The 18,913-nt window shown below is 47.8% G+C and carries 15 protein-coding genes; 7 read left to right on the top strand and 8 right to left on the bottom strand.

Annotation, left to right across the window (positions count from 1 at the left end):
* Positions 1 to 40 precede the first annotated feature (40 nt).
* Positions 41 to 1,489, bottom strand: coding sequence for a RecQ family ATP-dependent DNA helicase (locus QUA78_RS16185; RefSeq protein ID WP_333304746.1), 1,449 nt, complete (start codon positions 1,487 to 1,489; stop codon positions 41 to 43).
* 172 nt (positions 1,490 to 1,661) lie between these two features.
* Here QUA78_RS16185 and QUA78_RS16180 point away from each other — a divergent pair, with 172 nt between their 5' ends.
* Entirely contained in the window at positions 1,662 to 2,492 is an 831-nt protein-coding gene (locus QUA78_RS16180) for a phytanoyl-CoA dioxygenase family protein (RefSeq protein ID WP_333304747.1), read from the top strand.
* Between the two features lie 167 nt (positions 2,493 to 2,659).
* Here the strand turns inward: QUA78_RS16180 and QUA78_RS16175 are convergent, their stop codons facing one another.
* Positions 2,660 to 3,040, bottom strand: a complete 381-nt coding sequence (locus QUA78_RS16175) for a hypothetical protein (RefSeq protein WP_333046563.1) — start codon at positions 3,038 to 3,040, stop codon at positions 2,660 to 2,662.
* Positions 3,041 to 3,327: 287 nt separating this feature from the next.
* On the opposite strand from QUA78_RS16175, the gene QUA78_RS16170 reads away from it, so the two are divergent.
* A complete protein-coding gene (locus QUA78_RS16170) occupies positions 3,328 to 3,948 on the top strand; it encodes a M23 family metallopeptidase (protein ID WP_333304749.1) in 621 nt (206 codons plus the stop codon).
* A gap of 154 nt (positions 3,949 to 4,102) precedes the next feature.
* On the opposite strand, the gene ftsH is transcribed toward QUA78_RS16170, so the two are convergent.
* Positions 4,103 to 6,037 (bottom strand): ATP-dependent zinc metalloprotease FtsH, encoded by a 1,935-nt coding sequence (gene ftsH / locus QUA78_RS16165; RefSeq protein ID WP_333304751.1) that lies wholly within the window; start codon positions 6,035 to 6,037, stop codon positions 4,103 to 4,105.
* 356 nt (positions 6,038 to 6,393) lie between these two features.
* Here ftsH and QUA78_RS16160 point away from each other — a divergent pair, with 356 nt between their 5' ends.
* Positions 6,394 to 6,939 (top strand): NADPH-dependent FMN reductase, encoded by a 546-nt coding sequence (locus tag QUA78_RS16160; RefSeq protein ID WP_333398900.1) that lies wholly within the window; start codon positions 6,394 to 6,396, stop codon positions 6,937 to 6,939.
* A 151-nt stretch (positions 6,940 to 7,090) separates the two neighbouring features.
* Here the strand turns inward: QUA78_RS16160 and QUA78_RS16155 are convergent, their stop codons facing one another.
* A complete protein-coding gene (locus QUA78_RS16155) occupies positions 7,091 to 7,321 on the bottom strand; it encodes a hypothetical protein (protein ID WP_333398899.1) in 231 nt (76 codons plus the stop codon).
* Between the two features lie 132 nt (positions 7,322 to 7,453).
* On the opposite strand from QUA78_RS16155, the gene psb32 reads away from it, so the two are divergent.
* Entirely contained in the window at positions 7,454 to 8,176 is a 723-nt protein-coding gene (psb32, locus tag QUA78_RS16150; RefSeq protein ID WP_333398898.1) for a photosystem II repair protein Psb32, read from the top strand.
* Positions 8,177 to 8,235: 59 nt separating this feature from the next.
* On the opposite strand, the gene QUA78_RS16145 is transcribed toward psb32, so the two are convergent.
* Positions 8,236 to 8,619: a DUF4346 domain-containing protein gene (locus QUA78_RS16145; protein WP_333398897.1), complete on the bottom strand. Its 384-nt coding sequence runs from the start codon at positions 8,617 to 8,619 to the stop codon at positions 8,236 to 8,238.
* A 318-nt stretch (positions 8,620 to 8,937) separates the two neighbouring features.
* Between QUA78_RS16145 and dcm the strand changes: the two genes are divergently transcribed.
* Positions 8,938 to 9,972 carry a DNA (cytosine-5-)-methyltransferase gene (dcm, locus tag QUA78_RS16140; protein WP_333305672.1) on the top strand — a complete coding sequence of 345 codons (1,035 nt, stop codon included), beginning with the start codon at positions 8,938 to 8,940 and terminating at the stop codon, positions 9,970 to 9,972.
* Here dcm and QUA78_RS16135 read toward each other — a convergent pair.
* The 3 genes from QUA78_RS16135 to QUA78_RS16125 all read right to left on the bottom strand — a co-directional run bounded on the left by QUA78_RS16135 (position 9,959) and on the right by QUA78_RS16125 (position 13,503).
* Positions 9,959 to 10,369: a hypothetical protein gene (locus QUA78_RS16135; RefSeq protein ID WP_333305670.1), complete on the bottom strand. Its 411-nt coding sequence runs from the start codon at positions 10,367 to 10,369 to the stop codon at positions 9,959 to 9,961. The two genes, dcm and QUA78_RS16135, sit on opposite strands and share 14 nt — an antisense overlap.
* 267 nt (positions 10,370 to 10,636) lie before the next feature.
* Positions 10,637 to 12,445 (bottom strand): aspartate kinase, encoded by a 1,809-nt coding sequence (locus QUA78_RS16130; RefSeq protein WP_333305668.1) that lies wholly within the window; start codon positions 12,443 to 12,445, stop codon positions 10,637 to 10,639.
* A gap of 293 nt (positions 12,446 to 12,738) precedes the next feature.
* Positions 12,739 to 13,503: a Uma2 family endonuclease gene (locus tag QUA78_RS16125; protein WP_333305666.1), complete on the bottom strand. Its 765-nt coding sequence runs from the start codon at positions 13,501 to 13,503 to the stop codon at positions 12,739 to 12,741.
* A gap of 111 nt (positions 13,504 to 13,614) precedes the next feature.
* Between QUA78_RS16125 and QUA78_RS16120 the strand changes: the two genes are divergently transcribed.
* Together QUA78_RS16120 and QUA78_RS16115 are read left to right on the top strand one after the other, a co-directional pair.
* A complete protein-coding gene (locus QUA78_RS16120; RefSeq protein ID WP_333305664.1) occupies positions 13,615 to 14,274 on the top strand; it encodes an HAD family hydrolase in 660 nt (219 codons plus the stop codon).
* Positions 14,275 to 14,669: 395 nt separating this feature from the next.
* Complete coding sequence (locus tag QUA78_RS16115) at positions 14,670 to 18,011, top strand: PAS domain S-box protein (protein WP_333305662.1); 3,342 nt, start codon at positions 14,670 to 14,672, stop codon at positions 18,009 to 18,011.
* Positions 18,012 to 18,913: the final 902 nt, after the last annotated feature.

Below are 18,913 nucleotides of genomic sequence, written 5' to 3'. Positions count from 1 at the left end.
GGGTTGGAGTGGTTAAGTCGTTTGAGTATAATTGTCAATTCTATCGACAATTGTCACAGTGGCCGCACCGCATAGATGTAGCTTCCTTGGTAAAGCCAAAAGCTTGCAGCAAAAATTGCCACCTGCACTCGCGATGTTTGAGATATTTTGCCATTTCTTCCGCTGCGGTAAAGTTTTGTTTTTCGCCTTTTTGCTGGGTAGATTTATCGATCGCATAATTAAAAGGATCTTGCCAGGTTAATTGTCCGCTGCTGTGCAAGATTGAAAGGGCGATCGCGCTTTCGGGAAATTCGCGGGAAACAGCTTCTATATCGCCTTTAACTGGCAGTTTTTTGGCTAATTGCTGAGCTTCTCGGTATTGCGATCGCAATTTATCTTGAAAAAATTGTGCTCTTTGTTTATCTTCGGGATAAAGCAAACCCGTCGGTTCGCTAATCAATGTCAGGGCGATCGCCGATTTGCCGTCGCGTCCGCCTCTACCAATTTCCTGAATGTATTCCGATAATAGCAAAGGTGCTTGAAAGTGAACCACCCACCGAACGTCTGGCTTATTAATTCCCATCCCGAATGCTGAGGTACAAGTCACAAATTTAAGCTCATTGTTCAGCCAAGCTTTTTCTATTTTTCGTCGTGATTCTGGACTTAAACCTGCATGATATGCTGCTGTTTCATAACCTGCTTCTTTCAACAAATCCGCCAAGCTTTCGCTATCTTTTCTAGTGCGGACATACACTAAACCTGCTTGTTTTTGTCGGTGTTTGATAAAATTTAATAATTGCTGCTTGCGTCCTCTCGGCGTCCAGACAGTCTGCACTTGCAGGTGCAGGTTAGAACGGTAGGGACTTAGCAGAAAGGCTTCGGGTTTTTGCAGTTGCAAGACATTTTTGATTGTCTGCTGTGCGTCGGGGTTGGCGGTAGCGGTGAAAGCTGCGATCGCAATTTTACTGTTTGCTGGTTTAGCTTTCAACAAAGCCGGGCGCACTGTTCCCAAACGGCGGTAAGCTGGTCGAAAAGTATCACCCCACTGCACTAAACAGTGAGCTTCATCTAATATTAAACCGTTGATTTGGATGTGCGGCTGACTGATAATTTCCCAAACAGGTTTACTGAGTAATGTTTCCGGAGACAGGTACAGCAATCTTAATTTGTTTTGTTGCAGCGATTGCATAGTTTGTCGGCGCTGCTGTGTTGGCAATTGACTGTGGAGGAGGGAAGCGGGCAGATTGCGATCGCGCAATTCTTGCACTTGATTTTCCATCAGTGCGACTAACGGCGAAACTACCAAAGTTAAGCCTGTTTGCAACAAAGCTGGCAGTTGAAAGCAGATTGATTTGCCACCACCTGTCGGCATAATTATTATTGTATCTTTTCCGGCTAATAAACTGCCGACAATTTCTCCTTGTGGCGGTCGAAAGTCATCGTAGCCCCAGATTTTTTGGAAGGCGGCGCGGGCTTGATTTAATGATGTTGGTTCTGGTTGGTATTGCATTTAATTTATCCCCAAATCAGACATAATGTGCGCACTGCGCACCCTACATAATTAGATTTTGTGTAAGTCCTAATGTATCAATAAACCGGGTAGTTGGCTCCATAGTATGTAAATATCCAGCAGAATTAGTGTTAATTTAATAACAGTTAATAATTTTACTCTGATTTGAATTATGAACGCAAGCACGTTAAGCGAAGTTTTCAGCTATCGGCAAAAGACTTGTGACATTTTCGACACAGCGGGGGCGGTAGAGGCGGTGCGCGAAGATGGTTTTGCGCTGATTCCCGGTGTGCTCAGCGCGTCGGAAATAGCGGCGGCGCGGGAAGCACTCGATCGCCTGCAACCCTTCGGACTCGACGGCAGCAGTTGGAGTGAATTAAACAAACATTTTAAATGCGTTTTTAATCGCGATCGGCTGTGGCTTTCCTATGCAGATCGACCGGGTATAATTGAGTTAGCCGAAGCATTAATGGGCAGCGATTGCCACATTATCGGCATGACTGCGTGGAAAAGCGGGCCCGGTTATGACGGTTGGCGCGTCCACGTCGATCGGGTGTTTGTACCCGTGCCCGAAAGCGTGTTTGCCGTTAGCGCAGCCCTCGGAGAGGATCGCACTTTTCAACTGCCAGTATGGATTTGTACAGCCCATTTTTATCTCAGCGACATCGCTGAAGACCTCTGTCCTACCTACATTATTCCTGGCAGTCACAAATCTGGTCGAAAACCAGAGCGTGGGGAAGAAACTTGGAACGGACACTCCCCAGAACCAGTGTTGTGCAAAGCAGGAGATGTGTTATTTTTCCGCAGTGAAATTTGGCACTCCGGCGGCAGAAATACGACAACAGATCGCACTCGTTATATGCTGCAAGTGCATTATTCCCACCGCGACATCGCGCAGAAATTTTCGCCTTGGCCGTGGCAGTTCAATCCCGAAATTCTCGCTACCGCTACTGAACGGCAACTGCGGCTTTTAGGCAAACATCCTGAGTCAAATTACGGTTAAAATACATTGCTAATTTTGTTTGAGGCGCGCTCGACAAATAAACTGGAAATGTCATATTTCTTTTAGATTTTGAGTTTTGGATTTGAGATTACGATCAATTCTAAAGACTGGTAAATCTCCGAATATCTTGATCAATCCAAAATCCAAAATCTAAAATCTAAAATCGCCTAAGATTGACCGTCTCGGCGGCCGAGTTCGTAAACGCCGCCGCCAATACAGGCGATCGTACCCATAGATACCGCCCAACCAGTGCCCAGCGACAATTCGACGCCCCAATTGCACAATCCGCCAACAATCAAAAAGGGCAGAATGCTTAACAGCGAAGCGTAAAAAGCATTTTGGGCTTCTCTGGCTTGGCGGGTTCTTTCAAACTCGGCTTCCGAGGTGTAGAGGGATCTCTCAGCAAAATTCATCCAGCGGTTGAGTTGCAGGATTACCCATTCTGTGAGGGGCGACAGGCCCCAATAGAGGGCCAAAGACCACAAAGACGCACCGGCGATCGCAGTTGCGTCTATGGCAAAACTAAAGGGAAAAATTTCAGTAAGCATTGCTTGATGTTGGTGATGAATTTGAGATTTCAGAAGGCATCCAAAATCCCCGAACTAACTATAGTGTCAAGCAAAAGCTCGATCGAATTCAACCGCATCAGGAATTCCGCAGGAAAATAATTTTCTGTTCCCCATAGCATTTAACCCGAAGCCTTGACACCGGCTCTGTATGCAGTAAGATACACGTTGGTCAACTGATTCGCTAGTGGGTAGGGCAAACCCGCCTGTTTGGCGGCGAATTGGCACAACAGACAAGGCACACTTGCAAATCCATTCAACTTTGAGGAATGAAAAAAAACGTGCAAGACTCTACAAGCCCGCAGGTGGCAAGACGCTTAATTCGTCCCAAATCGATGCTGCTAGTGGCAGTTTCGATCGGCATGGGTTTAGTTGGTATGGGATGGCGGCAGGAGTTAGTCCGGGCTCAGCAAACTTTACCAAGCAAAGTAGCTACGGGTAATTTGTGGCAAGAAGCTTCTTTTCCCGTCGAAAATTTTGAAGCCTACAGTTCCGCCTTCGGCCCCCGCGGCGGCGATTTTCATTACGGTTTGGACTTAGCCGCCCCCGAAGGCAGCTATATCCGCAACTGGTGGGGCGGGCAAATTGTGGAAGTTTGGGAAGATGGCCGGTGCGGCACTGGTATGGTGGTGCGATCGGGAAATTGGGAACACATCTACTGTCACCTCAGAGGTCGGGTGGAAACAGCTAACGGTGGGCGTTATTATATCGATCGCGAAGGCGGCCTGGTAACTTGGCAGGGTCAAACTGTGCCGGCCGGTGCGAGAATTGCCAGAGTTGGGATGACCGGCCGCACGACCGGCCCTCACCTGCACTGGGGATTGAAGTACGGCGGTCGCTGGGTAGACCCGGCTTTGGTACTCCGGGAAATGTACGCGCAACAATCTTAATTAGTCATTAGTCATTAGTTAGTAGTCATTAGTCATTAGTCATTTTTTGGGTTTGTAGTAATGACTAAAGTCCTGATTTTTTCGAGAATGAGGAATAAAGTCCTCACTACAAACTTTAATAACTAATGACTAATGACAACTGACTAATGACTCTTTACGTTGGGGCCAACTCTTTTTTGGTTAACTCGGTGTACCGATCGACAATTTGGCGGAATTCGTCGCCATCGATCGTTTCTTCATCCAACAGCGCTTCGACAAGTTTGTCTACCAAAGCGCGGTTTTCGCGGATAATCCGGCGAGCTTCTTCGTAGCAGTCAAAGGCAATTTCCCGGACTTGCCGATCGATCTTGATTGCCATTTCTTCGGAATACTCGGATCGTGAATTCCAGTTCTGACCCAAAAACACCTCATTGTTAGGACTTTCCAAAGCCACAGGCCCCAAATCCGACATTCCATAAAGCGTTACCATCTCCCTCGCAAGACTGCTAACTTTTCTGAGATCGCTGCTGGCACCGGTGTCTATTTCAGCATCGCCATAAATTTCTGCCTCCGCCGCCCGTCCCCCCAAAGCTACTTTAATTCGGTTTAACAGCAAAGCCCGACTCCTCAAACCTTCGCTGTCGAGCATTTCGTCGTCGAGCACGAAGCTAGTAAAGCCTTCGATGCCGCCGGAACGGGGAATAATCGTTACTTTTTCCACCGGGTCGGCATTTGTGAGCATGGTCGCGACTAGGGCGTGTCCGACTTCGTGGTATGCTGTCATCCACTTTTTCTTGCTGTCCAGCAGCGGGTTAAGCGTAAGCCCGATCGTGATCCGGTCGATCGCGTCGTGAACTTCTAAGTTAGTAATCGTGTCTTTACGCCGCCGCGCTGTGAGAATAGCTGCTTCGTTGAGCAAGTTTGCCAAGTCAGCGCCGGAAAAGCCGGGAGTGCGGCGGGCGATCGTGTCTAGGGCAACTTCTGGGTCGAGTTTTTTGTTGCGCGCGTGAACTTGCAAAATCCCCAAACGCCCTTTGTAACTGGGCAAATCTACCGTTACTTGCCGATCGAACCTGCCGGGCCGCAGCAGGGCGGTATCGAGAACGTCGGGGCGGTTGGTAGCTGCAATCACAATCACGCCGCTGTTACCCTCAAAGCCGTCCATTTCTGTCAGCAACTGGTTGAGAGTTTGTTCGCGTTCGTCGTTGCCGCCGCCGATACCAGCGCCGCGCTGCCTTCCTACGGCGTCTATTTCGTCGATGAAGACGATGCAGGGGGAATTTTCTTTAGCTTTGCGGAACAAGTCGCGGACGCGCGAGGCGCCGACTCCGACAAACATTTCGACAAATTCGGAACCGGAGATACTGAAGAAGGGGACGGCTGCTTCGCCTGCGATGGCTTTTGCCAGCATTGTTTTGCCGGTTCCCGGAGGCCCGATTAATAGAACTCCTCTGGGAATTTTGGCGCCGATGGCGTTGAAGCGTTCGGGTTTTTTGAGGAAGGTTACGACTTCTTGAAGTTCTTCTTTAGCTTCTTCAATGCCTGCTACGTCGTCGAACATCACGCCGGTTTTGGCTTCCATTTGGAAACGGGCTCTGGATTTGCCGAAGTTCATGGCATTTCCTTGAGATTGGGTCGATCGGCGCAGGATTGCCATCAACACTGCCAACACTGCAAAAATCACTAGCAAGTTTACTACTAAACTGACTGCGGCCGCGTTGTCGGCTGTTTGTTTAACTTCAAAGTCAATCTTTTTGGCGCGGATTTGCGAGTACAGTTCTCGGTTGTTGTAGTCGAATAGGGTAACTGATTGGGCCTGATCGCTTTTTTGATTTTTTAGCCTAACTTTGGCAGTTCTTTGAGTTTCGTCTACTTCGATTTTACTGACTTGCCCTTTTTCTATGTTGTCAATCAGTTGGCTGTAACTCATGGTGGTTGGGGTACTCTCGGCAAAAACCGGGGCCGAGAGCAATATTCCTTGAGAAATCACCAAACTGCCCAGGATGCGCCACAGATTCCGTCCTGGAATTGATTTTTTAGGATTCTGGCTCGATTTGTCTTTGTTTACAGCTAGATGCCCCAGCCATGCGTGTTTCCAAGAATTTTTCATATTGCTTTGCCCAAGGTTGAAGACTGCCAAGATTGACCGCTTTTGGTTTGCTACCTTTATTTATTTTAACAAGAGGGCGGGTGTTGAATGGGTTTATCTCTCGCTGGCATCTTAAGAGGCCCCTCAAGAGGGGGGGTTTTGAATCCACGGCTCCTCAAGAAACCGGGTTTTTTACCTAATCTGCGGGCTATAACCAAGGATTTTGCTCAAAAAACCCGGTTTCTGGGCTCAGTCCGTAAATCTAAAATCTAAAATCTAAAATCTAAAATCGATTGACAGTTGCCGATCGAACTTGCTATCTTATTCATAGTCGGAATGAGTACGCTTTAGTCGAGCAGTGATTGTTTTTGAGTTTTATGGTAAAAATTGTCGGCATTGGCGGAAGTTTGCGGGCTGGCTCCTACAGCCAGTTAGCGTTGAAGGTAGCAGCAGAAAGGGCGCAGGCCCTGGGCGCGGAAGTTGAAATATTGGATTTGCGATCGCTCAAGCTGCCCTTCTGCGACGGCGAGAATGATTATCTCGATTACCCGGATGTGGAAAAGCTGCAGAATGCGGTTAAGGAAGCCGACGGCTTGATTTTGGCAACGCCGGAGTATCACGGTAGCGTCAGCGGTGCTCTCAAGAATGCCCTGGATTTGATGAGTTTTGAGCATTTGGACGGGAAGGTTGCGGGTGCGATTAGCGTTTTGGGAGGGCAAGTTAACAGCAACGCACTCAATGATTTGCGCGTGATTTTGAGATGGGTGCACGCTTGGGTAATTCCGGAACAAATTGCGATCGGACAAGCTTGGAAAGCTTTTAGTCCTGATGGTAAATTGTTGGATGAAAAACTGTCTGAAAGGTTCGACGAATTTGCTCGGAGTTTGGTAGAAAACACGCGGAAATTGCGAGGAATTTCGTAATTGTATCTCATGACAAATGTAGTCCTGGACGCAACTGGCATAGTCTTTGGGTGCGTCAGTTCCAATAATTTCTCGATTAGAAGAGGTTTTCTCTATCTGACGCACCCTACAAGCTGTAATGTTAACAGTCAACAGTCAACAGTCAACTGAGTTAAAATGGCATATCGATCATCTCTCCGAAAGGATGAGGTACGTCGATCGCCATTCTTCCGGGTTTGGACTCATATTTCTCAATCCACTTTTTGGCCAATTCCAAAGCTTCCTCCTCAGTCTTGGCATTTTGGACGGCGACGTGGCGGTTGCCGCGGCTATCCCAAACCTCGACGTAGAAGACTTTCTGGGATTGAATAATCCAACCTTTATAAGTGTCTGCTGGTTCCATAGTTAGAATCCTAAAATAATCGGGCGGGGAGTTCCACTGGCGAGCTAATTGTAAATATTGCCCTGCATAAAATGAATTTTACGGGGATTTCTATAGTATTTTTGGAAAAAAGTCAGTTTTACGGTTAACCTCATGACTAGACTCCTGAAGCAATTATTTAACTGGAGAAAATATCTCCAACCTTTGGCCGCGGCGATCGCGATCGCCCTAATCGCATCGCAGATGGCGGTATTGCCGGCATTGGCGACTGGCGTGTACGAAATGCCGGTGTTGTCGGCGGGCGATCGTACTTGGGTGTTCGACAAAGGCGACGTGCTCAGCCGCAGCAGCGAAAGCAATATCAGCAGCGTACTCGACAACCTGGAAAACAAAACAGGGAAACAAGTCCGATTTGTCACCTTCCACCGCTTAGACTACGGTGAAACGGCTGCCACTTTCACCGACCAACTGTTTGAACAGTGGTTTCCCGCAAAAGAAGACCAGACTAATCAAATTTTACTCGTTCTCGACACTGTTACCAACAGCGCGGCAATTCGCACCGGCGAAGGGGTTAAGTCCCTGCTAACCGATGAAATTGCCCAGAGTGTGGCCGGGGAAACCGTGCAAGTGCCGCTGCGGGAAGGCAATAAATACAACGAGGCATTTGCGGCTGCAAGTACGCGCATTGCAACTGTTTTGTCGGGCGAACCCGATCCGGGTCCTCCTGAAGTTGTTGACAACATTCAAGTTGAAGGCACGTTTAAAAAAGCTGAAGAAACAGACCAAGGCAATGCCACAGTTATTGTGGTTGTGCTGTTGGTATTGGCGACAGTGATTCCGATGGTGACTTATTTCTGGTATCAAGGTTTTTCGTGATCGGGTGCTGATAAATTCGATCGGTTGCCGTTTTGTCAAGAAACTCTGGCAGGGCTGCACTAATCTTGAACGTATTCTCGATCGCTCAACAATGCAATTTCTGCCCGTACAAATTCCCGTCCCAGATAAGCCGCGTGATCTAACATTGTCACCGGGCTGGGGCGGGTTTCTTCTAGGATTTTGACGCAAAGTTCTTTGGCGGTTCTAGCGGTAAAAAGTGTGGCCTCAGTGCGTTCTACTTTGCCGCGGGCGGGGATGGGTTTACCAGTTTCGGGATCGACGGCGAGGCCTCGATCGTCGATGATGTTGGTGAAATGTTTGGCACAAATTAAGCTGGTTTCGCGATCGAGATAGATGATGAAGTAGCCGCCCGGATCGAGATCGAGGTGGCGTTTGGATAGGTTGTCATCGATGGCGGTGAGGTTTTCCAAGGTTTGACTCATGGTTGGTGAAAAGAAGTAAACAATAGCTATATTTTTTTTGCTATTTCTAGTTTAGTCGGCTGCGGGACAAGTTTGGCAGGTTGGTGGGAGTAAATGCGCGATTTCGCTTTTACCCGATATCTGTAGGGACACGGCAATGCCGTGTCCGGCGCGGGGTTCTGCGACTTTTAACGATCGGTATAAGATTGAGGATTGTAGCAATACTTGTTTAAATTAGTATAATTAACCGCAGAGAACGCAGAGAACGCAGAGTCAAAGTATAGAGAGAAACACAATCTGTTATCATTGGGTTGAGTAACATTTTGGATCAAATTATAGATGAAATTTATAGATTTATTTTCTGGAATTGGAGGTTTCAGACAAGGTTTTGAAAAACAGGGATTTGAATGCGTTTTTTCCTGCGAAATCAACAGCAAATGCCGAGAAGTTTACACAGAAAATTTCGGTGAGGTTCCTTTTGGAGATATCAGTAAAATTAATCCCACCGATTTAGCAGACTTTGATATTTTAGTCGCAGGGTTTCCGTGCCAACCTTTTAGCATCTGTGGCAAAAAGCTGGGTTTTGAAGATACTAGAGGTACACTATTTTTCGAGATTTGTAAAATCATCAAAATAAAGCAACCTCAAGTAATTGTTCTCGAAAATGTCAAGCACTTAATCCATCACGACAAGGGAAATACATTAAAAGTAATTATTGCTAGCCTTAGAGAGTTGGGGTACAGCGTGAATTACAAAATGCTGAATGCTAAAGACTTTGGAATTGCTCAACATCGTGAAAGAATATTTATCATTGCAACTAAAGGTAAAGAATTTAATTTTTCTCGACTTAAAAGCAAGTTTCCTCCGCAACTCAGGGACTTTCTAGACGAGACAGGGGATTTTGAAATATTGGACAAATCAGAGTATACTTTAATTGATTATCCGAGAAAGCAAGATTCGGGACTTTTGTTTGTAGGTTACAGAAATAAAGGTACTTGGAAAAGGGGCGTGAGGCCAAATACAGAACATTTATCGAGAGTTCACAGACAGCCTAATCGCATTTATTCGGTAGATGGAGTGCATCCGACTATTCCTTCGCAAGAAACATCGGGCAGGTTTTTTATCTACATTCCCGAGCAAGATATGGTGAGAAAGTTGACGCTGAAGGAATGTTACCGTCTTATGGGTTTTCCTGAAGATTTTAAGAGTTATCCGAGTGCGGGGGAAAGTTACAAGCAAATTGGGAATTCGGTTTGTGTACCGGTGGTGGAGGCGATCGCGCAAGAAATATTAAGTCAAAATTTATTGTATGATGAAATGAAGGAAGTGCCATCAGATGCACTCCGAAAACATTTATCGTTCATGCTTCATTAAACCACTTTAGCCGATCGACTAATATTGCCGCTGAAGTAATATCTTTTGAGCCATATTCCCCACTCACATGATAAATGTAAGATTTTTGATCGGCATTAATCGGGCAGATCAAGCGTACTGCGCGATCGGAATTTGTATTTTCCCAAGCAACCCAAATACTACCTTTCTTATTTGGACTTATCTTTGAGGCTTTGGGAAAACTGTTTCCCATGCTATCGTATGCATCAACAACCAATTTCATTGCTGTCCTGAAAGCATATTCAGTCGGTCTTAAAATTCCGTACTCATCCTCTTCTTCTAAATCTAAAAGCTCGCTCAGACGTTCAACAGTGATGCGGAAATTTGATAAACCGCTATTGCTACTGCTATCAGTAATCTGTTGCTTTGCTACAGTCATAAGATTCAATCCATTTTAGCCGATCGCCAGTTTCATTTTAACACAGCCTCATGTTAGGAAATTTGCACTCAAAACTCCCATTATTGACGGTCGATCGATATTTGCAAGGACACAGCACTGCCGTGTCCAAATCCGAATATATTTGTAGGGATACAGCACTGCTGTGTCCCCGATATTTGCAAGGACACGGCACTGCCGTGTCCCTACCGAAAACCGCCATAAAAGAACCGATCGGACGCAATCTTAATTCCCAACTGCAAACAAGTATTAGGCGGGAACTTGGATTCTTTCAGTGCCGGCAAGTTCAAAGGCTGCGTGAATTGCCTTCAAAGCAGTTACGCCTTGTTCCTCATCCACAACGCAGCTAATTTTAATCTCGGAAGTTGCAATCATTTGAATGTTGATTTGCTGGCGGGAAAGCGCTTCAAACATCCTTGCCGCTACTCCCGGATGCGCTACCATCCCGGAACCGACAACGCTAACTTTGGCTATTTGTGTATCGACTGCTACTTCGCCCCATCCGAATTCTGGGGCGGCTTTTTCGAGGACTATTTTAGCAGCTTCGGCGTCAATTTGCGCGACGGTAAATGCAATGTCGCGAGTTAATATGCCGTCGATATTGTGGCAGCGCTGCGACTGAATGATCGTGTCTACGCTGATATTTTCCTCGGCTAAAAGTCCGAACAGTTTTGCTGCTACTCCGGGTCGATCGGGCAATTGGCGAATTGCGAGACGCGCTTGATTGAGATCCAACGCAACGGCGCGGACTGCGGGCGGTTTTTGGGATGATGAACGCCGCCCAATAGGGGAGTTTGCAACATCAAATGTTTTGCAGAGTTCGGCAACTGCCCGATCGCAATCTTCGGCATCGATCGCACAACTAACTTTAACCTCGGAAGTGGAAATCATTTGAATGTTAATTCCCGCATCCGCTAAAGTCTTAAACATCTGCGCCGCTACCCTCGGACGACCGATCATTCCCGCACCCGCAATGCTAACTTTAGCTATTGGCCGCTCTTCTGCTTTCACTTCCGGTTCTCCCAATTCTGGGCGAGAATTCTTGCCGAGGGTGGGCACGATCGCATCTGCAACAGCGACAGCTTGATTGAGGGAATTTCGCCTCACTGTAAAGGCAATATCGTTAGTATTTCCTTCGTGAATTGACTGGATAATTAAGTCTACATCGAGGTTTTGTTGCGCGATCGCACCAAACAACCGCGCTGCTACGCCGGGGCGATCGGGCAAACGCAACAGCGACACCCCCGCCTGATCCAAGTCAAATTCCACCGCATCCACCGCTTTTGCCAGCTCTAAGCCCTCCAAAGGCCGGGATTGGGCGGGCGGCGACACTACCCGCGTACCGGGGGCGTCACTCCAGCTAGAAAGCACTACCAGGGGCACGCCGTAATTCTTGGCAATTTCTACCGCGCGCGGGTGGAGGACTTTTGCGCCCAAACTCGCCAATTCCAGCATTTCGTCGCAGGTGATTTCGTCCATCAATTGGGCGTCGGCAACCAAGCGCGGATCTGTAGTTAGGATTCCGGGCACGTCGGTATAAATTTCGCACCTGTCGGCCCGCAGCGCTGCGGCGATGGCTACTGCTGTCGTGTCGGAACCGCCGCGCCCCAAGGTGGTAATTTCCAATTCTCCGGCATCGGCGATGCCTTGGAAACCTGCAACCACAACGACTTTACCGCTTTTTAACTGGGTCTGAAGCCGATTCGGGTCGATTCGCAAAATCCGGGCGCGGGTGTGGGCGGCTTCGGTGACAATGCCGACTTGGGCGCCGGTGAGGGAAATTGCGGGCTGTCCCATTTCCTGCAATGCCATGCTCAAAAGTGCGATCGAGACTTGTTCCCCAGTGGAGAGCAACATATCCATTTCCCGCTTGTTGGGATTTGGGGAAATTTCCTTGGCGAGTTTAACTAAACCGTCGGTGGTTTTGCCCATCGCCGAAAGTACGACAACCAGAGAGTTGCCAAGCTGTGCTGTTTTTACAACTCGTCGGGCTACCTCCAAAATGCGATCGACTGTACCAACCGAGGTTCCGCCATATTTCTGAACAATTAGTGCCATAGGACTTACACAAAAAGTGATGCAATACTTAAGTTAATATACGCAAATTTTTGATAATAACCGATGAATGTTTATATCGTTTCTGAGGAGGCTGCTAGGCGATCGGGTTTTTACAGCACATGATATTCCTAGGAACACGGCAATGCCGTGTCCCTACCGGAATCTGCGACTTATGCGAATTTAGATTGTTGATTGAAGAATTGAAGAATTGCGAATGACTTATGAAGAACCCAACCCCGATCATCATCAGTCATCCCCAATCTAAAATCTAAAATCTAAAATCTAAAATCGAATTACTCGCCTTCTAACTCTCGCAAACGCGCTTCCAAAGCTTGAATTCGCAACTCAGCTTCTATGCGCCTTTGTCGTTCTCGTTCTGCCACTAATTCGGCTTGTTCTGCCCGTTCCTCGGCCGCCGGCAGCAAATTCCCGGAAGCATCCCACCAGCGCAGCCAAGGCAGTTCTACGCCCTGATAAACCCCTTGCCAAATGCCTAATTCCACTCCTATTTGTGCGATCGGGTAATGTCCGCGCTGATTTTGTGGGACTAACTCGAACCTATCCTCTACCAAATGATACACTTCAACTTGTGCCTTTTTGACTTCATAAATGCCGTAAAAAGCAGGTCGAATTATCCGCTCGTAAATCCAGAATTTGCCCTGGCGAGGAGTCCTATCTCTTTCTTCACTGCCATCGCCAGAAACAAATTCAAGTACAATCAGAGGCGGCATTAATTCCTGCCACATTACATAGGAACGGCGCAGATTTCCGTCAAGAGTTGGCGGCACGTCGGGCACGTAAAACCAATCAGGTGCTTCGGCTCCTCTTTCTGGCGGTTCCGGGGGCCCGGCCACTCGCCAGTAAATACCGGAATCTTGACCGATGCAGTATTGTCCGTCGGGATGAATTTGGTCTAAAATGGGTCGAATTGAAGTTGTTAACAGGATGCTTTGAGGATGTTCTTGAAAATTTTTCACAAAAGTACCGTCGGAGTCTGGTAATTGAGTGTGGTCTGGGAAATCTGTGGCTAGAATTTCGGGTTTTTCGGTGACACTCATGTTGACCTCTTGAATGTTGAAAATTTCTACTTATAATTGGTGAGTGAGAGATTAATTATGCTATTATTTCGTGGCAAACCTCCGATTGCTATGTAGAAAATTTTAAAGAATATGAGTCATTACAAGTTAATTATTTTTGACTTCGACGGCACTTTGGCAATTACTCACAAAGCTATTGTATTTTGCTTTACCAAAACTTTTGAAACTTTCAATATTATCCCGCCTGCTGCTGATACTATTATAAGTACGATAGGCATCAATTTACCAAATAGTTTTAAAATCCTCCATCCGGCGATCGAGGAAAGTGCAATTCCCGAATGGGTTGAAACTTACCGCTCTTATTATCGGACGGAAGGTGAAAAGCAGGTAGATTTATTTCCCGGAACCAAGCAAGTCTTGCAGTTGGCGCGCCAGTCTGGATTGAGCCTGGGAGTTTTCAGCAACAAACACGTTAGTTTTGTTAATTTGTTACTGCAAAAATTAAAAGTTTACAGTTTGTTTGATTTGATTTTAGGTGACAACGGAGAAATAATTATGAAACCAAACCCGGCTGTGTTTCACTCGATTATTAAACCGCTGTTCCCGGAATTGGATAACAGTCAAGTTTTAATGGTTGGCGATACAGCGGTTGATTTGCTGTTTGCTAAAAATGCTGGGATAGATGTTTGTTGGGCGACTTACGGATATGGCGATCGCGCTCAGTGTCTCGCCCTAGAACCGACTTTCGCGATCGACGATATTTCGGAACTTGCTGTGTTCGTTCAAAATTAATTTTTCCTCGACTTTTTTCATAAAAAGTTAATTTTTTAAGTACAAAATAACAAAAAAATATTTAACTATAGCCAGATGCTAGATTTTTTTTGATTCAATCGAAAAAATAAATGCCCCAACCTGCAAGCCGCATAAACTCTGCCAAGTAAACCATACCAAAGATAGAGTTATCGCTGGACAAGCTATTATAAATTAACAAGTAGGATTCCTTTGAAGGCAAAAAAAAGCAGGAAAAAAAACGAGGGAAGCCAAATTTTTTGAGGTATAATTTACCGCCAAAATCCTGCATAATAGCCTTCTAACTTCGGCCTTCGGAAAATAGGCAATTCTGTTAAACTCTAGGGTGTGCTGCCAGTCGGGATAGACAATAAACTAAACTCAATTTATAGAAACTCATGCAGATAGATATAAGCATTCCTTCTGAAACGCTATCGCCGACTCGTACTGGCGGCACACCAAATCTAATAGAAGAAGTATTTCGGCTGTACGATCGCGCCCTGGCAGCTACCAGCAACGGCATCGCGATCGCGGACGCTACCCGGCCGGACAAGCCCATAGTTTACTGCAATCGGGCTTTCGAGAGGATTACAGGCTACGATCGCACCGAAATAATCGGGAAGAACTGCCGCTTCCTGCAAGGCCCGGATACCGATCGCGCTGCCGTCGATCGAATCCGCGCGGCCCTGAAAGAACAACACGACTGCAAAGTAGTTCTGAAAAACTATCGCAAAGACGGCACCCCATTCTGGAACGAACTCACCATCTCGCCGGTGCGCGACAGCAGCGGGATCGTCACCCACTTCATCGGCGTCCAAGCTGATATCACCGATCGCAAACAAGCAGAAGAAGCCCTCAAACAAGCCGAGGCAAAATACCGCAGCATCTTTGAAAACGCCACCGAAGGCATATTTCAAACCGCCCCAGACGGGCGCTACCTCAGCGCCAACCAGGCACTCGCCCGAATGTACGGCTACGATTCCCCGTCAGAACTGATCGCAAAATGTTCGGCAAAAAACCTTTACGCCGATCGCGCCCGCCGCGCTTCCTTCATTGCCGAAATCAGCAAAAACGGTTCCCTGAAAGAGTTTGAGTCCTGCGTCCACCGCAAAGACGGCAGCACTACCTGGATCTCGGAAAACGTGCGCGAAGTCCGCGACGCAGGCGGCGAACTCCTTTACTACGAAGGAACCGTCGCCGAAATAGCCGCCCGCAAACAAGCCGAAGCAGCCCTGCGAAATCAAGAATACTGGCTGAAAACCGCGATCGACGCCGTGCCCGACGCGATCAACCTCACAGACAGCGAGGGGCGCTGGCTGATTGCCAACGACTGCGCCCTCAAACTTTTGGGCTGGGAAACCGCAGACTACCAGGGCAAAACTACTGCCGAACTCGCTGCCGCCGCCGATCCCAGAGTCAGAGAAATCCTGCTAAATTGGCAGGAAACCGACGAAACAACCTGGCAAGCAGGCACTCTCACCTCCAGCCGCCAAATTGTCCCCTTGCCCACAGGCGGCAGCAATTTGTTTGAAGTGCGGAAAGTGCCGCTGTTCAACCCCGACGGTTCACGCAAAGGTTTGGCAGTGGCGGGGCGGGACATCACCCAGGAAGTGGCAGCGGATGCAGCTTTGCGCGACAGCGAACAGCGGTTTCGGGCAATTTTTGAACGCGCTGCGATCGGCATGGTAGTCGCTACCCTCGAAGGTGTTGCGATCGCCACTAATCCGGCATTTCAAGCTATGCTGGGGCGATCGGAAGCTCAACTGCGGGGTGTGGGCCTCGACGAATGCACGCACCCGGAAGACGTACAAGCTTCGCGCGAGTTGCGCCAACAGTTGGCCGCGGGCTCGCGGGAAGCTTACCAAATCGAGAAGCGCTACCTCCGCCAAGACGGCAGCATCCGGTGGGGACGCCTCAGCGCCTCTGTCATCGACAGCAGTCAGGGAACGCCGCAGTTTATTTTGCAAATGGTAGAGGATATTACCGATCGCAAACAAGCCGAGTCAGCTTTGTTGCAAAATGAGGCTAAATGGCGATCGCTAATTCTCAACAGTTCCGACATCATTACTATTCTCGACGCCAGCGGCCGCATTGTTTACGAAAGCCCTTCTGTAGAAACAGTTTTGGGCTACGAACCAGAGGAACTCGCCCGTCAAATTGCCGTCGATTTCATCCACCCTGACGACCTTCCCTCGCTGATGTCCGACGGCAAAAAAATGATCGCAAATCCAGGCGATCCGATCGCCCTAGAAGGTCGGTTCCGGCGCGCTGACGGTTCTTGGTGTTTTCTCGAAGGTGTGGGCATCAACTTGCTAGCAGACCCCGCTGTGAGGGGAATTGTGATCAACTCCCGCGACATGACCGCGCGCAGGCAAGCAGAGTACCGCCTCAGCAAAATCAACGAGTGCTTTTTGGGATTCACCACCGACGCCAGTGACAACATCCAGCGCCTGACATCCTTAGCCGGCGAGCTTTTGGGCGGAAGCTGCGCTATCTGCAGCCGCGTCGGTGGCGGTCTGCTGCGCGCGATCGCGACTTGGCAAGCGCCCCCCGACTACCCGCTGGTCGATCGCGCCGAGGGGCACATCTGCACCGACGTATGCAGCAAAGGAAGCGATCGGGCTGTGGCCATTCCTGACTTGCAGAACACGATCTACGGCAAAATCGATCCCGCTGTCATCCGCTACCAACTGCGAAGCTATCTGGGACAAGCAGTGCGGCTGGGCGACAATTACGTGGGTGCGCTGTGCGTTGTCTACACCGAGTCGATCGCGCCCACAGAAGCCGACTGCAAGCTGATCGGAATTATTGCCGGGGCGATCGGAGTCGAGGAAGAACGGGCCGCCGCTGCCGATCGCGATCGTCAAAAATCCCAAGAACTGCAAACAGCTTTAAGCGACTTGCAGCAAACTCAAATGCAGTTAGTACAAACCGAAAAAATGTCTTCCCTCGGACAGGTGCTAGCAGGAATTGCCCACGAAATTAACAACCCAGTTGGCTTTGTCGCAGGCAACCTCTGCCACGTCCGAGGCTACGTTCTCGACTTGTTAGAAATCGTGCAAGTCTATCAAGAAGAGTACCCAAATCCCCCAGAAAAACTTCAGCAACAAGCCGATGATATAGACTTAGAATTTCTAGCAGAAGACCTGCCAAAATTGCTCTATTCGATGCAGACTGGATGCGAGCGAATTGTTGAAATTATTCAAACTCTGCGCAATTTCTCGCGGGCGGACGAAGCGAAAATCAAGACTGCCGACATTCACGAAGGTTTAGAAAGTACCTTATTAATGTTGAACAGTCGGCTGAAAGCCAAGGCAAACTGGCAGGGTATTGAAGTGATTAAAGAATACGGAGAACTGCCGCAAATAAACTGTCATCCCGGACTGTTAAATCAGGTATTTATGAATGTATTAGCAAATGCTATCGACGCATTGGAAGAAAGCAGCAGCCAAGCAAAAGACACCGCAAATTCTACCTTTCCTACTATCACGATTCACACTGAAACGATTGATGACAAGAGCATTTGCATTCGGATTAAAGACAACGGTTCTGGCATTCCCGAAGATCAGATCGTGCGTTTGTTTGACCCGTTCTTTACTACAAAACCAGTAGGCAAAGGCACAGGTTTGGGTTTATCAATTTCGCACCAAATTGTCGTGGAAAAACACAACGGCAAATTGCAGTGCCTCTCGGAACCTGGTAAAGGCACTGAATTTATCATCGAAATTCCAATTCGTTGACCTCAGGACGCCGCTAATCAGGATATTATGTCCATTAATATCTCTATGTCCGCATTCGGCTTAAAAACCCCCTTGATTTCTTAGTCCCTCTCAGCTAGGAAGGAAACTTTCTGTAGTAGCGATTTCAATCGCCAAATCTTATCAAGGGGTTTTTAACGCGGATTTGGTATCAGTGGTTTGACACCCTACTCTAAGGCGGTAAGGTGCGTCATAAGCACCTAGCCCTGTCTGGCGTGGCTGTTGAGCCTGGTCGAGAAGTCTGGTAGTTGATAGATGGCGGTGACGCGCATCGCTTCGGATGTGGCTCTTTCTTTTTTTTGGGCGCGCGAGGTTGTTTAAGGAATCTTTTTAAATTTACCAGAGCGGCCAAATCTAATAAAACCTCTGCAAGCTGTGGGCGAGCGCAATTAGTAAAAACACTCCAATTTTCTGAAGGAATCGCAATCATCATCCCCCGATAGGTACGCAAGAATTTTATCAACCATGTAATAGTCAGAAAGGCCTGCTTCGATTTTACCAAATCCATGCACACTAGCCAGAACTGCACGAACAGTTGCGAGAATATTGTAGGAAACTAACGCCAAACAAAAAGAGAATAATGCTGAAGAGGGATACCCTAAAGTTTGAATTTCACACTCATAATTTTCCGTGACGGTCTGAAATAGGTTTTCGACGCTCCGTCGCTGTAGATCGAGTTGGGTAACAACTGGTGCTGAGGCTTCTGCTGACGAGAGTTTTGTCAAAATCGCTATCTGTTTTTCTCCATGACGAGTGGGTTGAAAAAGCTCTAGAACAATCTGTCTGACTAATAAGGATTCTCCTTGATAACTGGAGTTTAGACTAAAAAATGGTCACAGCTAAAAGTAGCTGCCTTTTAACAGAAGGCAAGCTGTTGCTCAAAA

Origin of the sequence: Microcoleus sp. K4-B3 (genome assembly GCF_036704615.1) — a bacterium.
Lineage (GTDB): Bacteria > Cyanobacteriota > Cyanobacteriia > Cyanobacteriales > Microcoleaceae > Microcoleus.
Note: the sequence above shows the minus strand (reverse complement) of the source record. Positions and strands in the feature narration are given on the sequence as shown.

Bases quoted from the DNA above. Each gene is read 5' to 3' on its own strand.
- QUA78_RS16185 (WP_333304746.1), bottom strand. From the start codon at position 1,489: ATGCAATACCAACCAGAACCAACATCATTAAATCAAGCCCGCGCCGCC.
- QUA78_RS16180 (WP_333304747.1), top strand. From the start codon at position 1,662: ATGAACGCAAGCACGTTAAGCGAAGTTTTCAGCTATCGGCAAAAGACT.
- QUA78_RS16175 (WP_333046563.1), bottom strand. From the start codon at position 3,040: ATGCTTACTGAAATTTTTCCCTTTAGTTTTGCCATAGACGCAACTGCG.
- QUA78_RS16170 (WP_333304749.1), top strand. From the start codon at position 3,328: ATGAAAAAAAACGTGCAAGACTCTACAAGCCCGCAGGTGGCAAGACGC.
- ftsH (WP_333304751.1), bottom strand. From the start codon at position 6,037: ATGAAAAATTCTTGGAAACACGCATGGCTGGGGCATCTAGCTGTAAAC.
- QUA78_RS16160 (WP_333398900.1), top strand. From the start codon at position 6,394: ATGGTAAAAATTGTCGGCATTGGCGGAAGTTTGCGGGCTGGCTCCTAC.
- QUA78_RS16155 (WP_333398899.1), bottom strand. From the start codon at position 7,321: ATGGAACCAGCAGACACTTATAAAGGTTGGATTATTCAATCCCAGAAA.
- psb32 (WP_333398898.1), top strand. From the start codon at position 7,454: ATGACTAGACTCCTGAAGCAATTATTTAACTGGAGAAAATATCTCCAA.
- QUA78_RS16145 (WP_333398897.1), bottom strand. From the start codon at position 8,619: ATGAGTCAAACCTTGGAAAACCTCACCGCCATCGATGACAACCTATCC.
- dcm (WP_333305672.1), top strand. From the start codon at position 8,938: ATGAAATTTATAGATTTATTTTCTGGAATTGGAGGTTTCAGACAAGGT.
- QUA78_RS16135 (WP_333305670.1), bottom strand. From the start codon at position 10,369: ATGACTGTAGCAAAGCAACAGATTACTGATAGCAGTAGCAATAGCGGT.
- QUA78_RS16130 (WP_333305668.1), bottom strand. From the start codon at position 12,445: ATGGCACTAATTGTTCAGAAATATGGCGGAACCTCGGTTGGTACAGTC.
- QUA78_RS16125 (WP_333305666.1), bottom strand. From the start codon at position 13,503: ATGAGTGTCACCGAAAAACCCGAAATTCTAGCCACAGATTTCCCAGAC.
- QUA78_RS16120 (WP_333305664.1), top strand. From the start codon at position 13,615: ATGAGTCATTACAAGTTAATTATTTTTGACTTCGACGGCACTTTGGCA.
- QUA78_RS16115 (WP_333305662.1), top strand. From the start codon at position 14,670: ATGCAGATAGATATAAGCATTCCTTCTGAAACGCTATCGCCGACTCGT.